The organism is Desulfovibrio sp. 6_1_46AFAA (assembly GCF_000224635.1).
In the GTDB taxonomy this organism is placed as follows: Bacteria; Desulfobacterota; Desulfovibrionia; order Desulfovibrionales; family Desulfovibrionaceae; genus Desulfovibrio; species Desulfovibrio fairfieldensis.
In genome coordinates, this window is record NZ_JH114300.1 from 204,530 (window position 1) to 218,948 (window position 14,419).

The window sequence follows — 14,419 nt, forward strand, 5'->3', positions numbered from 1 at the left end:
ATATAAAGGTGTTGAAATTATCGAGGGCCATCTCATGCCGGATCATGTGCACATGCTGGTGAGTATTCCTCCAAAAATCAGTGTATCAAGTTTCATGGGGTACCTGAAAGGAAAAAGCTCATTGATGATTTTCGATAAGCATGCAAACCTGAAGTACAAATTTGGCAATAGGAAATTCTTGGCGGAAGGATATTTCGTCAGTACGGTAGGACTCAATGAGGTAACGGTCAAAAAATACATTCAGCAGCAAGAGAAGCATGATATTCTGCAAGATCGAGTAAGTACCCGAGAATACCAAAACCCCTTCCAGGGGTAAGCCAAAGCGGCAAGGGCACTGGGCTTGAACAAAGTGAAAGCCAGCGCCTTTAGACGCTGGCCGGTAACAAGCCCTTATAGGGCTGGAGCAAACCACCCGCTATGCGGGTGGTTTTGATTTTTACGGGCGGGAGCGGGGCGGCGTTTCGGCCATTCTTCCTCCCATCCCCGCTTCAGCCGCAGGAGGCAGCATGAACAGGACTATTCACACGCTTTTTTTCAGCCCCACCCACAGCAGCCGGGAGATCGCCCGGACCCTGGCGGACGGCCTGGCCGTCTCATTGGGAGGGGAGCAGAAAATCCGGGACCTGACCTTCCCGCCCGAGCGGGAAGAAAGCCTGGGCTGCGCGCCCGGCGATGTGCTGGTCTTCGCTTTTCCGGTCTATGCGGGGCGCGTGCCGCAACTTCTGGAAGCGCCCCTGGCCCGTGTGCGCGGTAACGGTGCGGCGGCGGTCGTGGCGGCCGTGTACGGCAACCGGGATTATGACGATGCCCTGCTGGAAGCCGTGGATCTGCTCACGCGGCGGGGCTGTATGGTGGCGGCGGCCGGAGCCTTTATCGCCGAGCATTCCCTGGCCCCCGGCGTGGGCGCGGGTCGTCCCGACGCCGAAGACAAGCGCGTGCTGGCGGATTTCGCCCGGCGCGCCTCCGCCAAAATCGCGGCTGGCAATCCCGCGCCCGTGTCCGTCAAGGGCAACCGGCCTTACAAGGAGCGCGGTCCGGCAACGGATATCCGACCCAAAACCACGGATGCCTGTACCCAATGCATGATCTGCGTTCAGGGCTGCCCCATGGGCGTCATCAGCGAGGATGATCCCCATCAGGTGGCGGCGGGCTGCATCCGCTGTTGCGCCTGTGTCAAACTCTGCCCGGTGGAGGCCAAATATTTTGATGATCCCAATGTGGCGAAGATCCGGGCCATGCTGGAAAGCAGGTGTACCGCCCGCCGGGAGCCGGAGTTATTTCTCTAGAGGCTGTTTGACAAGCACCCGACAGACTGACACGCCCATAACGCCCGGATAGGCCATCGGGTTGGTGCTCCATTTGGGCCGGGTCAACAGACGGTCACGGGCCGGGGATATATATACCACGTATGTCCCCTGCTCCGTGTCCGTTTGTGGTAGCGTGGGCATTTCACACGCTTTCATTTCCGGTCAGAACTCCGCCGCACCAGCCGCGAAGCAGGGCAAAAGCCTGTGTTTCCGTATGGGCGGCCAGCCAGGCCGGGACATCCAACCCGGCCTGGAGAATTTCCTTTTCCGCGCCGTCCAGACAGGCGAGCAGCTCTTTTTTACTGCGGCAGTATTGTCCCGAGGCAAGGTAGTACACGACCTGCATGACGAAAAAGGCGGCCTTGTAGGCGTCTTTCAGAATAGCGGTTCTGGCTTCCGGCTCCGCGTAGAGATAGCTGTGCGTGAGTAGGTGTAGGAGAGCGGATGCGCCGATTTTGGCCCCTGCCCGCGCGTCCTCCTGTGACAAGGGCGGAAGGAAATCCTTCAGCCTGCCGTAATAATCGTCCGTGTCCATGCTGAAAGGCAAAAGCTCATGTCGCGGCCAGTGGAAAAATTCCTCGGTTCCGCTGCAAAAACCGCAGGCCTTATGCCCCTCGGGCAAGGCGTGCACGATGCTCCGGTAGATATCAAGATCGACCGGTTCCACTGTGTCCAGCAGCACGACAAGATCAATGTCGCTTGTTTCGGTGGCCTCTCCCCGGCGGTAGCTGCCCTGCAGCCCCAGATACGCAAGGCGCGGGCCGAAGGCTTTTTTCATGCGGGCCAGTGCGTCGGCCACCCAGGTTTGTGGTTCGATCATCAGCGACTCTCATTGTTGCGGATACGCGGGTTCAGATTTTCCGGCAGATGAATGTTTGCAGCTTATTATAGAAATCCTGTCCGGAACTCCAGACCTTTTCGCTGAGAATCCGCTGTAAGGGCAGGGCCGCCGACGAGAGCATTTTCGTATAGCTTTCAAGTCGGTAGGCCTGCATGAAAGAAACGTATTGCCGTACTGCTGTGTCGGCTGCGTCACAATAATGAAATAGCGCGAAAGCGCACTTGCTTCAGCAGCGTTCCAGCTGTTTTCCAGCAGACAGAGATGTGGTCCGGCGGAAAACAGGCCCGTTGCGTGACGCTGCCATGTGGCCGGGGCTTCACCCATGGCGCGAACCGCGTCATAGGTGTGGGCTTCCAGTATGAACAGGCCGTTTTCAGTCAGCATTTCAGCGCAATGCTCAAGCAGGAGTGCGGCATCCTTTCTGATAAAGGCGTTGAACTCGCCAAAGGTCATGATGATGCAGTCAAATTTTTGATTGCTTCTGTAGTTGCGGATATCCCCGAGAATATATTCCGGCTTTGGATCACAGTCCGCGCTCCGTTGCCGGGCGTATTCTATGGAGGCGGGCGAAAAGTCCACGCCGACGCACTGATGTCCCCGTTCGGCCAGGGCCTGGGTATACAGGCCCGGACCGCAACCCATATCCAGTATCCGGGAAGGAACGGACAATTGTTCCGCAATCCAGGCCGCATGCGCGGCAATAATCGGGCCGCGTCTGCTGGCCCAATCGTGTTCCTGGTTCAGATGCTGTTCGAGCATTCTGAGGCTGAAGTCCGGTTCATCCCAGGGGATCTTGGCTCCCGCACCGCTGGCGTCGACATTGGCGCGGGAGGCGTTCCACAGGGTCAGTTCCATGAGGTCCATCAGTGCTCCTGAAAGATGTTGCCGATGATTGTCATGAGCCTGTTGATACTATGCCTTTTTGCCCGCTCGCTGCGCGCGGCAGCCGTTGTCCGAAGGCCTTGCCTTAGCCGTAGGCGAACTTGTGAGCTGTATGGCTAAAGCTCCTGCGTCGCAACGGTTGAAGCGAGCACCAAAAGAGTACACTCCCGCAAAGCGGGCTTATCTTCCTTGCGAGCGAACAAAAATTTTATAGTGTCGACAGACCCATGGGGATTTGAGGATCGGAAGGCCGGGCGGACACGCGGGATGCGCGAACCCGAAAACAAGGATGCCCACCGTCAGGCAGGCATCCCGGAGCATTCTGTTTTTGAGTTTGCCGCCTGTCGACAGCGTGTGGCAGGATCTCTCGCCCGGCACTGCTTTGTCCGTCGGCCCCGCAGGCTCGTTTGCGGCGAACGGGCCGCGGCAATATACTGTGTGACGGTTCCAGAGCAGATTAGCTTTGAAATGCCGCACATTCCCCAATTAAAGATACGCTTACTCCGCCGCTCAGCTATGCTGTCCTCGTCCGTAAAGCTCGAAGATTCGCTAACGGGAGAAGGCAACAGCGCAAATAAATTGCGCTTACGGCATCGTAGCGCGAGGCTGTTCTCGCGGCCTCGTTAGAGCATTTCAACTTTGAAATGCCCTATAAGGGCTCGTCCGCGTTCTTGTCCATATCCACGAATTGGCCGAACCCCTCGGTGGCAAAGGCCGACATGAGCGAATTGGTCAGTTCCGGGTCATAGTGCTGCTGGGCCGCCGCCAGCTCCTTCGCGGCTTCCAGCGGTTCTTTGGCCTGGCCATACGGCTTTTCGCAGATCATGGCCGAGAAGGAGTCGGCAATGGCCGTGATCCGGCCCACCCTGCTGATCTGGGGGCCTTTGAGCTTTTGCGGATAGCCGGAGCCGTCCAGGCGCTCGTGGTGCTCAAAGCAGGCCCGCAACAGTTCTTCAAAGGTCAGGTCCATTTTCTGCATCAGCTTTACGCCCACCAGGGGGTGCAGAATCACTTTTTCCCGCTCTTCGGGTTTCAGGGGACCCTGTTTATTGAGCAGAAAAGCCGGCACCTTGCTCATGCCCACGTCGTGCAGCAGAAGGGCCAGGGCCATGCGGTCCAGATCCTTGCGGCGGAAATCCGAAACAATCTGCAGCCAGAGCCAGAGCCCCACGGACATGGTATTGATGGCGTGGCGGGCGGGCTGGTGGCGGCGGAAGAGGCGGCGCACAAAGGCGTTGACGTGGTGCCTGTCCTGCCAGAGATATTCGGTGACCACCATAATGTCGCGGTACAGCGGCTCAAACACCGTCTTGACCGGCTGGTCGCTGAAATCCGTATAGCGTATGGCCAGCGCGCGGATACAGATATCCGCGATTTCGGATTCCTTGAGGTTGTTGTCCTGGAGCACAAGGTCAAGTTGTTTGACGATGTGGCGGGAATAGATGGGGTGGTCGGAGCGCGACACGAAAAGATCGCCCGCGGCGCAGAGCCGGGCCACTTCCTCCACCTGCTCGTTGCTCAAGCGTACGCCCTTCTTGGAATAGGGGGCCAGGACCTTGATATCCTCACGAAAACTGAACAGATCCACCGGCGGGCGGTATTTTGGGAAACTCGCCAGAATCTCGGTGCTGATCTGATAGTATTCCTCATTGATGTTCTGAGGAATCTCGCGGGCCTGCCGGCTTTGCTCAGCCATGGTTATTTCCAGTAGATTTTGACGAGATTGGTGCCGCGCGGCGTGGACGAGGACCCCTTGAGCTGACCGGCGGTGATCACCGCGCAGTCGTCGGCCTTGAAGTCCGGGCAATTATGAATGAATTCCTCGGCCCGGATCAGGTGGCTGGGCTCCACTTCCGGATTGTCCACGAACACGGGAGTGATGCCCCAGACGAAATTGAGGGCCTTGATGGTCACCGGGTCGGGCGTCAGGGCGTAAATGCGCTGCGGCGGCCTGCGCGCGGAAACCTGGCGGGCCGAACCGCCGGAAAGACTGTGCGAGACAATGGCCTGGGCATGAGCCTTGTCGGCCAGCAGGCAGGCTGAAAAGGCCAGAAATTCGGGGATGCCCTTGTCGGCGTCCGGTTCTTCCAGTTTGCGGTTGTCCAGCAACAGCTTTTCGGCCTCATTGGTGATCTTGCGCATATAGCGCACGGTTTCCACCGGGAAGTTGCCCATGGCCGTTTCTTCGGAAAGCATCACGCAATCGGCGCCGTCCAGTACGGCATTGGCGACGTCCGTGGTTTCGGCGCGGGTGGGCGCGGGGCTGTTGACCATGGAAAGCAGCATCTGCGTGGCCACGATGACCGGCTTAGAGGCCTTGTTGCAGGCGCTGATGATCCGCTTCTGCAGGGCGGGGAGCTGGGGCAGGGGACATTCCACGCCCAGATCGCCGCGCGCCACCATAACAATATCCGTCTCCTGAAGGATTTCGTCCAGGTTGTCCACCGCGCTCTGGCGTTCCAGCTTGACCACCACGGGCACATGGCGTCCGGCGGCCGCGATGAGCGATTTGGCTTCGCGCACGTCGTCGGCGGTCTGCACGTAGGAGATGGCCACAGCGTCCACACCCAGTTGCAGGCCGTCAGCCAGGTCTTTTTTGTCCTTGCCGGTGAGGGCGCGCACCTTGGTGGCCTTGCCGGGCAGGGCCAGGCCCTTGCGCGAGGTCACCAGACCGGCGTTGTCGGCCTCCAGCAGCACCAGTCCGTCGGAGCGGCGCTCCCGCACGATGAACTGCAGGCCGCCGTCGGCCAGCACCATACGGTCGCCGGGCTCCAGGCTTTCCAGAATAACGTCGTGGTCAAAGGGCAGGTAGGGCAGTTCGTCCACGCGCCGGGCGCTGGGGCCCAGCAGCAGCCGCATGCCCTTGCTGACCTGGATGGTGTTTTCCGGCACCACGCCCAAGCGGATCTTTGGGCCGGAAAGATCCTGCATGATGGTGATGGGACGCCTCAGCTCTTTTTCGACCTCGCGGATGTATTTGATGATGTTGACGAAGTCCGAAGCGCCGCCGTGGGAAAAATTAAGCCGGAACACGCTGACGCCCGCCTCGGCCAGCGCTTTGAGTTTTTCTTTACTGTTGGAAGCCGGACCGATGGTGGCGACGATTTTTGTTCTCATGGCGTTCCTTCCCGGGCGTCCCGGCAATGGCTTTTGAAATGGACGCAAAAGGCCCAAGGCACATTTTTGCAGTAAATCATCCGGGTTTTCCAGGGTATTGTCAAGGGCGCGCGGCGGAATGGCCATCTCTGCATCCTGTATGGATTTTGTACATTTTTTCAATGTGGCGCGGTATGTACCGAACGTTTGAAGCGGGCTTGCTTGACACCCCCGGAGCCTTGGGGCATAAGTGGGAAAAAGTGGGAAAAACAAGTAAGAAAGTGGTAAATTGTGCAAAAACTCTTCACCAAAAGCCTCTCCCGCAGCCTGGACCCCAAAGGCCGGCTGATGCTGCCTCCGGAATACCGCGAGGCGCTCTGCGCGGGTGCGGCGGATGGTGAACAGGGCACTTTCTGGCTGACCTCTTTTTACGGTCGGCTGGTGGCCTATCTGCCCGCCGACTGGGAGGCCGTCACCGAGCAGTTGAGCCGTATCCGCTTCCCCTCGCCCAAGCTGTCGCACTTTAAAACCAAGGTCATGGGCCTGGCGCAGGAGCTGGCCCCGGACCCGCAGGGCAGGGTACGCATTCCGCAGTCTCTGATGCGTGAAGCCGGTCTGCAGAAGGACGTCATGCTGGTGGGCATGCTCAGCAAGTTTGAAATCTGGGATCAGAACCGCTTTGACGCTCTGCAGCTTGAGGACGTGTCCGAAGAGCTGGCGGCCAGCGGCGTGGATATTTCTTTGTAAGCCGCGAGGGCGGAATTATGGCGCAGGTCATGCAGGATACGGAAGAGCGCGCGTCGACGCGTCATGTGCCGGTGCTTCCCGCCGAAACACTGGAGGCTCTGGCCCCGCGCGCGGGCGGTCGCTATCTGGACGGCACCCTGGGCATGGGCGGCCATGCCGCCGCCGTGCTGTCCGCCGCGCCCGGGAGCGAACTCTGCGGCCTGGACCGCGACGAGCAGGCTCTGGATCTGGCCCGTGCGCGTCTGGCCCCGTTCGGCGGGCGGGCGCATTTTTTCCACTGCCGCTACAGCCGGTTCGCCGAAGCCCTGAAGGAATTGCAGTGGGACAAGGTGGACGGCGCGCTGCTGGATATCGGCGTGTCCTCCCTGCAATTGGATGAAAACGAACGCGGTTTCAGTTTTTACGGCGACGGCCCGCTGGACATGCGCATGGACCAGCATTCCGGCGAGCTCTCGGCCTGGCACTGGGTCAACCGTGAAAGTTTCGCCCGGCTCAAGGAGTGCATAGCCACCCTGGGCGAGGAGCCGCAGGCCGGGCGCATCGCCAGGGTCATTGTGGAGGCCCGGCAGAAAGCGCCCATCGACAGCACGGCGGAGCTGGCCGCCCTGGTGGAAAAAGCCTATCCGCCCGCCTGGCGGGCCAAGGCCCGGCGGCATCCGGCCACCCGCACTTTTCAGGCTTTGCGCATGGCCGTCAATGATGAACTGGGCGAACTGCGGCGCTTTCTGGATCAGATTCTGGCCTGGCTGCCCGTGGGCGGTCGCCTGGCGGTCATCACCTTTCATTCCCTGGAGGACCGCATGGTCAAACAGGCCATGCGCCACTGGGCCGAGGGCTGCCGTTGCCCCCGGCACGTACCGGTCTGCGTCTGCCGTCATCAGCCGGAAGTGCGCATTCTGCATAAAAAACCGCTGCAGGCCGGGTCGGAAGAACTCGCGGTCAACCCGCGCGCAGGCAGCGCCAAGCTGCGCGCCGTGGAAAAAATCGCCGAGGCGGCAGTTTGATGCTGAAGAAAAACGCCCCACTCAATCAGCAACGGGGTGGCCGGGGCTGGCTACTGGCTCTGGCCCTGGGCCTTCTGGCCTGCATGGTCATGGGCCTTGTGCTGGTCTGGAGCAATATCGAACGCATGGACACCACGTATTTCATCAATATCGCGCAGAACGAGCTGCGTGAGCGCCGTGCCCTGCGCGCCAAGCTGGAAGTGGAACGCGAACGCCTGCTTTCCCCCTATGAACTGCGCCGCCGGGCCGAGGAATTCGGCATGCGCGAGCCCAGGCCGGGGCAGGTAAGGCGTATGGAAATTCATTAGAGCATTCAAGTGGTAGTGCTCTGGCCGTTTACTGCCCCGTCTCAGGCCTTGTGTCTTCTTTGAGGAAACCATGTTCAAGTTCTCGTCACGCAAACGCAACCGATCCAGTTTTACGCCCCGGCGCGACAAGGCGCCGCGCGTCAACCGCAACGCCGGTGCCGGAAAAGGCCAGCGCACCCGTGCCGCCTGGATGGAAAAGGTGGACTGGGGGCGTCTGCGGATCAACGCGGTGGTCTGCATTTTCTGTCTGCTCTGGTTTGGCCTCTGGGGACGGGCCTGGTATCTGCAGATGGTCGAAGGGCCGCGTCTGGCCGACAGGGCCCGCCGCCAGCACATGGCTTCCGAACTGGTCACCGGCCGCCGGGGCATGATCTACGACCGCAACGGCCAGGTGCTGGCCCGCAGCGTCGAAGCCCGCTCGGTGTATGCCAAGCCGCAGGAAGTCGAGGACTTCCTGGTCATGGCGAATACGTTGGGGCCCATTCTGGGCATGGAGCCCCAGAAGCTCTATGACGAACTTTCCAAGACCAAGCGCCGTTTCGTCTGGCTCAAGCGCAAGGTGGACGACTATACCGCCGAGGCCGTGCGCAAGGCTAATCTCTCGGGCATCGGCCTGTCCAAGGAATACGACCGGGTCTATCCCTTCAAGCATATGGCCGGGCAGTTGCTGGGCTTTGTGGGTCTGGACGACAAGGGCCTGGAAGGCATCGAGCGTTCCCTGGAGGCCCGTCTGGGCTGCATTCCCACCCGTCAGATCGTGCAGCGCGACGCCATGGGCCGCCGTTTTTATCTGCATGAGGAAGGTCAGACCGAGCCGCGCGGTCAGGACCTGACCCTGACCCTTGACGTGCAGATGCAGTTCATCGCCGAGGAAGCCGTGGCCCGCGCGGCCCGCGACTATGACGCCCGCTGGAGCGGAGCGCTGGTGGTGGACGTGCCCACGGGCGACATTCTGGCCTGGGCCCAGTATCCCTTCTTCAATCCCAACACCTACCGGGAATCCTCGCCGCTGGTCTACCGCAACCGTCTGGCCGCCGACGCCCTGGAGCCCGGCTCCACCTTCAAGCCTTTTGTGATGGCCGCGGCCCTGCAGGAACGCAAGGTCACGCCCAATACGCTCATCGACTGCGAACGCGGCAAGTGGGTCAGCAAAAACTTCACCATCCGGGATACGTCCAATCAGGGCATGCTGCCGGCCAGCAAGGTGCTGCGCTATTCTTCCAACATCGGCATGGCCAAGATCGGCCTCAGCCTGGGCGCGCCCATGTTTCATAAGTATCTGCACGCCCTGGGCTTCGGCGAGCGCACCAGCGTGCCGGTGTCCGAAAGCCGGGGCATTCTGCGCATCCCCCGCGACTGGAGTGAAGTGGACTTGATGTCCACGGCCTTCGGCCAGAGTATTTCCGTCACGGGCCTGCAAATGGCCCAGGGCTATCTGACCCTGCTGAACGGAGGCGTCTACAAGCCCCTGCAGCTGATCAGGGAAGACGGCAACGTGGAAGAAGCGCATGAACGCGTGTTCAGCGAAAAGACCGTGCGCGAAGTCATGGATATGATGCGCGACGTGGTGGAAGAGAAAGACGGCACGGGCAAACGCGCGCGCATTGAGGGCGTGGAAGTGGCGGGCAAGACCGGCACGGCCCAGAAGGCCGACCACCGCACGGGCACTTACGGCAGCAAGCGTCTGGCCTCCTTTGTGGGCTTTCTGCCCGCCGACAAGCCCCGCTACCTGATCCTGGTCATGGTGGACGAGCCCGCGCGAAACCAGTTCGGCGGCGTGGTGGCCGCGCCCGTGTTCAAGGAAATCGCGGGCCGGGCTCTGACCTATACCGGCATTCTTTCCGAAACCAGGCTGGCGGAAGCCTCCGGCACAAAGGACGCCGGTCCGGTCCGCCGTCAGCGCGGGCTGAAGCTGGCCGGTCTGGAGGTGCCCTATCTGGCCAGGACCGCCGATGCGCCGCAGCGCGCCACGGTCATGCAGCTGCCCGGCCATCTGGCCAAGGCCGCCAGCCGGGTGCCGGACGTCATGGGCAAATCCGTGCGCAACGCGGTGGAGCTGTTCGCCCGTGCGGGCGTGGTGCCCGAACTCAAGGGGTCGGGCAGCCGGGTAGTGCGCCAGAGCCCGGCCGCCGGAACGGCCTGGCCCGAGGACGGACAGAACGTGGACTATATTCTTTGGCTGTCGGAAAGATGAAGCTGTCGTCTTCGGCAAGGATAACGAGGTAAGCATGCAGCGGGATTTTGCGGCTCTTCTGGAGGCATGCCGTCGCGGCGGCGTGGAAGTGCGTTCGGATTCACGCGTCGTGGGGCAGGGCGACATATTTGTGGCCGTGCCCGGCGTCAATGAGGACGGAGCGCGTTTCATTCCCGCCGCCGTGGAGGCCGGGGCCGCCGTAGTGGTCTGCCGCCCCGGCGGGCCGGAGGATGCCGCGCTTCAGGCGTCCGTCCGGGCCGAAGGCTGCCGCGTGGTCTATCATGAAGATCCGCGCGAGGCCCTCTGGCGTCTGGCCGAGGCCCGCTGGCGCACGGGTGCGTCGCGCGTCAAGATTCTGGGCGTCACCGGCACCAACGGCAAGACCACCAGCACCTATCTGCTGGAACGCCTGTTCACGGACGCCGGGCACAAGGTGGGCGTGTTGGGCACGGTGAGCTACCGTTGGCCGGGCCACAGTGAAGCCGCGCCCCTGACCACGCCGGATCCCCTGCGCGTGCATTCCATGCTGGCCCAAATGGAGGCGGCGGGCGTGGACGTGGCCGTGATGGAAGTCTCCTCCCACGCCATCGACCAGCAGCGGGTCTGCGGCGTGCCCTTCGCGGGCGCGGCCTTTACCAACCTGACCCAGGATCATCTTGATTTCCACAAGGACATGGAAAGCTATTTCAAGACCAAGGCCAGGCTGTTTCTGGAGTTACCCAGGGCGGAAAAGGTCATGGCCGTCAACGCCGACGACCCTTGGGGCCGCCGCCTGCTGGAGCTTTGCCCGCGCGCCCTGTCCTTCGGCCTGCAACAGGGCCCGCCCAGGCGGCGGCACCTCTGGGGCGAACTGTTGTCCGCCGGGACCGAAGGCTGCCGTCTGCGCATGCATCTGGAAGGCCGGACCTGGGAACTGCGCTCGCCCCTGGTGGGCGCGTTCAACGCCTCCAATCTGCTGACTGTGCAGGCCCTGGCTCTGGAAACGGGTCTGGACCCCGGGCAGTTCAAGGCCCTGGAGAGCTTTACCGGCGTCTGCGGCAGGCTGGAGCGGGTGGAAAATTCCCAAGGCCTGAACGTTTTTGTGGATTACGCCCACACTCCGGACGCCCTGGTCAATGTGCTCAAGGCTCTGCGCGGCGCGGGCTTCAAGCGGATTATCACGGTCTTCGGCTGCGGCGGCAACCGCGACAGAACCAAGCGCCCGCTCATGGGCGAGGCTGTGGCGCGCTATGCGGACGTGGCCGTGCTGACCTCGGACAATCCGCGCTTCGAGGAGCCGGAGGCCATTCTGCGGGACGTGCTGCCGGGCCTCAAGGAGGCGCGTGAAGTGCTGGTGGAGGTGGACCGTCACGCGGCCACGGCCAGGGCCCTGGACATGCTGGGCAAGGACGATGCCCTGCTGATCGCCGGCAAGGGCCATGAGGATTATCAGATCATCCAGGGTGTCAAGCATCACTACAGTGATCAGGAAGTGGTGCGGGAGTTGCTGCATTGCGCCTGAGCACTACGGAAATGGCGGCACATTTGGGCCTGATGTCTCCCCCCGGAGATCGGAACGGAGAGACAATGGTGACGTGCGTGGTTACGGACAGCCGTGAGGCCCGTCCCGGCGCGCTCTTTGTCTGCGTGCCGGGCGAACGGGCGGACGGGCATGATTTCGCGGCCAGGGCCGTGGAACAGGGCGCGGCGGCGGTGCTGGCCTCGCGGCCTTTGCCGGATATGGCTGCGCCCGTGCTGCTGGTGGAAGATACAGTCAGGGCTCTGGGCAGCCTGGCGGCGCTCTGGCGCGGCAAAACCAGGGCCAAGGTGGTGGGCGTCACGGGCACAGCGGGCAAAACCTCGCTCAAGGAAGCCCTGGCCCAGGTGCTGGCCGTGCGCGGCAAAACCGCGCGCAACGCCCTGAACCACAACAATCAGATCGGCATGCCCTGCACCGTGCTGAACACGGACGGGGATGAAGATTTCTGGGTCATTGAGGCGGGCATCAGCCATGCGGGCGACATGGACGAGCTGGCCCCGGTGATTCGCCCGGATCTGGGCCTGATCCTCAATGTGGGCCCCGGTCACACCGAAGGCCTGGGCGACAGGGGCGTGGCCTGGCACAAGGCGCGGCTGCTGGCCCATCTGGCTCAGGGCGGCCTGGGCCTGGTCAGCGCCGACTATCCGGACCTGGTGCGCGAGGCCGGGGCCACGGGCGCGAAACTGCGTTTTTTCAGCGCCGGAGCGCATGAGGTCGAATACCGCGCGGACTATGTTGGCCCCGCGACCGAAGCGGGCGGGGAGGACGCGACCCGCGGCCTGTACCGGCTCTGGCTGGACGGCGTGCGCTGCGACGCGGTCACTCCTTTTCAGGGGGCCTACGGCGCGGAAAACAGCATTGCCGTGGCGGCGGCCGCGCATCTGCTGGGTCTGAGCCCGGCGGAAATAGCCGAGGGGCTCGGCAGGGCACAGTTGCCGCCACAGCGCTTCAACCGTGAGCGTGTGGGCGCGTGGGAGATCATTGACGATACCTACAACGCCAATCCCCTGTCCATGCGGCGCATGTTGGAGACTGCGGCCGGGCAGGCCTGCGGCCGGGCCTTTGTGCCCGTGCTAGGCGAAATGGGCGAGCTGGGCGCGGTGGCCGAAGCCCTGCACGAGGAACTGGGGAGGCTGCTGGCCGATCTCGGACCGTCGGCCGTGTTCTGGAAGGGCGGGCACGCGGACGAGGTGCGCGCCGGGCTCGCGCGCGGGGGCTATGACGGCCCCTGGTTGCCGGTGGACGGCCCCGAGAGTTTTATGGCGGCCTGGCGGGAGCTTGCGGAGCGCAAGCTGGACGGAAAGCGCGGCGGCCTGCTGTTTTTCAAGGGATCGCATTTTAACCGGCTGGAAACTTTGCTGACGGCATTTCGGGAAGGGATGACAACCATGGCGGCAACGGAAGCGCGGGGACGCAAGACAGGGGAGAGCGGACATGTTTTATAATTTTCTGGCCCCTCTCGCTTCGGAATGGACGTTGTTCAACGTCTTCCGCTACATCACCTTCCGCTCCATGGCGGCCCTGATTACGGCTCTGCTGCTTTCCATTCTCATCGGGCCGCGTTTCATCGCCTGGCTGCGGCGTCTGAAATGCGGTCAGTACATCCATGAGGACGTGGCGGCGCATGCGGCCAAGGCCGGTACGCCGACCATGGGCGGCCTGCTCATGCTTTTCACGTTGGGCGTCAGCCTGCTGCTCTGGGCCGACCTGACCAATCCCTATATCTGGCAGACCTTTTTCGTTTTCGCGGGTTTCGGGCTCGTGGGCCTCTGGGACGATCTTTCCAAGCTGCGCCACCACAAGAACAAGGGCATTTCCGCCAAGGCCAAATTCGGCGGCCAGATTCTGGTGGCTTTTGTGGCTATGTGGCTGCTGGCCGACAATCCTTCCTACAGCAGTAAGCTGATCATTCCCTTTTTCAAGGAATGGACGCCGGATCTGGGCTGGTTTTATGTGCCTTTCGGCATCTTCGTGATGGTGGCGGCCTCCAATGCCGTGAACCTCACCGACGGTCTGGACGGCCTGGCCATCGGCCCCTCCATTGTGGCCTGCCTGGTTTTTTCCATTTTCATCTACATCACGGGCAACGCGCGTTTTTCCGGCTATCTGCTGGTGCCCTACATGCCTGGCGTAGGCGAGGTGACGGTCTTCTGCGCGGCCCTGGTGGGCGCGGGTCTGGGCTTTCTGTGGTTCAACGCCTATCCGGCCCAGGTCTTCATGGGCGACGTGGGTTCGCTTTCCATCGGCGGCGTGTTGGGCTACCTGGCCTTGCTCTGCAAGCAGGAACTGGTCCTGGCCGTGGTGGGCGGCATGTTCGTGGCTGAAACCCTTTCCGTGATTCTGCAGGTGGGCTACTTCCGCTGGACGGGCGGCAAACGCATTTTCCGCATGGCCCCTCTGCACCATCATTTTGAACTCAAGGGCGTGCCGGAATCCAAGATCATCATCCGATTCTGGATTACGTCCATTTTGCTGGGCCTGGTGGCATTGTCGGTTTTGAAACTGCGGTAGTACGGCGAGG

At 61.9% G+C, this 14,419-nt stretch carries 13 protein-coding genes; 9 read left to right on the forward strand and 4 right to left on the reverse strand.

Going from position 1 to position 14,419, the window contains the following annotated elements:
• Both tnpA and HMPREF1022_RS00830 read left to right on the forward strand, forming a co-directional pair.
• The coding region (tnpA, locus tag HMPREF1022_RS00825; protein WP_035060381.1) for an IS200/IS605 family transposase at positions 1-316 on the forward strand (316 nt) is incomplete at its 5' end.
• 190 nt (positions 317-506) lie between these two features.
• Positions 507-1,286: a 4Fe-4S dicluster domain-containing protein gene (locus tag HMPREF1022_RS00830; RefSeq protein ID WP_009301470.1), complete on the forward strand. Its 780-nt coding sequence runs from the start codon at positions 507-509 to the stop codon at positions 1,284-1,286.
• Between the two features lie 163 nt (positions 1,287-1,449).
• Here HMPREF1022_RS00830 and HMPREF1022_RS00835 read toward each other — a convergent pair whose 3' ends face one another.
• From HMPREF1022_RS00835 to pyk, 4 genes are all read right to left on the reverse strand, one after another.
• Positions 1,450-2,127, reverse strand: coding sequence for a nucleotidyltransferase domain-containing protein (locus tag HMPREF1022_RS00835; protein ID WP_009301471.1), 678 nt, complete (start codon positions 2,125-2,127; stop codon positions 1,450-1,452).
• A gap of 9 nt (positions 2,128-2,136) precedes the next feature.
• Complete coding sequence (locus HMPREF1022_RS00840; RefSeq protein ID WP_009301473.1) at positions 2,137-3,012, reverse strand: class I SAM-dependent methyltransferase; 876 nt, start codon at positions 3,010-3,012, stop codon at positions 2,137-2,139.
• Positions 3,013-3,679: 667 nt separating this feature from the next.
• Positions 3,680-4,726 carry an HD-GYP domain-containing protein gene (locus HMPREF1022_RS00845; protein WP_009301475.1) on the reverse strand — a complete coding sequence of 349 codons (1,047 nt, stop codon included), beginning with the start codon at positions 4,724-4,726 and terminating at the stop codon, positions 3,680-3,682.
• Positions 4,727-4,728: 2 nt separating this feature from the next.
• A complete protein-coding gene (gene pyk, locus HMPREF1022_RS00850; RefSeq protein WP_035060383.1) occupies positions 4,729-6,147 on the reverse strand; it encodes a pyruvate kinase in 1,419 nt (472 codons plus the stop codon).
• 327 nt (positions 6,148-6,474) lie between these two features.
• On the opposite strand from pyk, the gene HMPREF1022_RS00855 reads away from it, so the two are divergent.
• From HMPREF1022_RS00855 to mraY, 7 genes are all read left to right on the forward strand, one after another.
• Complete coding sequence (locus tag HMPREF1022_RS00855) at positions 6,475-6,873, forward strand: division/cell wall cluster transcriptional repressor MraZ (protein WP_332248507.1); 399 nt, start codon at positions 6,475-6,477, stop codon at positions 6,871-6,873.
• Between the two features lie 17 nt (positions 6,874-6,890).
• On the forward strand, positions 6,891-7,877 hold the full coding sequence (gene rsmH, locus HMPREF1022_RS00860) for a 16S rRNA (cytosine(1402)-N(4))-methyltransferase RsmH (RefSeq protein ID WP_008684849.1): 987 nt from the start codon (positions 6,891-6,893) through the stop codon (positions 7,875-7,877).
• The gene (locus HMPREF1022_RS00865; protein ID WP_009301482.1) at positions 7,877-8,185 is read left to right on the forward strand and encodes a hypothetical protein; all 309 of its coding nucleotides are present in this window, start codon (positions 7,877-7,879) and stop codon (positions 8,183-8,185) included. Before rsmH ends, HMPREF1022_RS00865 begins: the two co-directional genes overlap by 1 nt.
• A gap of 70 nt (positions 8,186-8,255) precedes the next feature.
• The gene (locus HMPREF1022_RS00870) at positions 8,256-10,379 is read left to right on the forward strand and encodes a penicillin-binding protein (RefSeq protein WP_008684846.1); all 2,124 of its coding nucleotides are present in this window, start codon (positions 8,256-8,258) and stop codon (positions 10,377-10,379) included.
• A gap of 34 nt (positions 10,380-10,413) precedes the next feature.
• Positions 10,414-11,880: a UDP-N-acetylmuramoyl-L-alanyl-D-glutamate--2,6-diaminopimelate ligase gene (locus tag HMPREF1022_RS00875; protein WP_008684844.1), complete on the forward strand. Its 1,467-nt coding sequence runs from the start codon at positions 10,414-10,416 to the stop codon at positions 11,878-11,880.
• Between the two features lie 65 nt (positions 11,881-11,945).
• Positions 11,946-13,343, forward strand: a complete 1,398-nt coding sequence (locus tag HMPREF1022_RS00880) for a UDP-N-acetylmuramoyl-tripeptide--D-alanyl-D-alanine ligase (protein WP_009301485.1) — start codon at positions 11,946-11,948, stop codon at positions 13,341-13,343.
• A complete protein-coding gene (gene mraY / locus HMPREF1022_RS00885) occupies positions 13,333-14,409 on the forward strand; it encodes a phospho-N-acetylmuramoyl-pentapeptide-transferase (RefSeq protein ID WP_008684840.1) in 1,077 nt (358 codons plus the stop codon). Before HMPREF1022_RS00880 ends, mraY begins: the two co-directional genes overlap by 11 nt.
• Positions 14,410-14,419 lie beyond the last annotated feature (10 nt).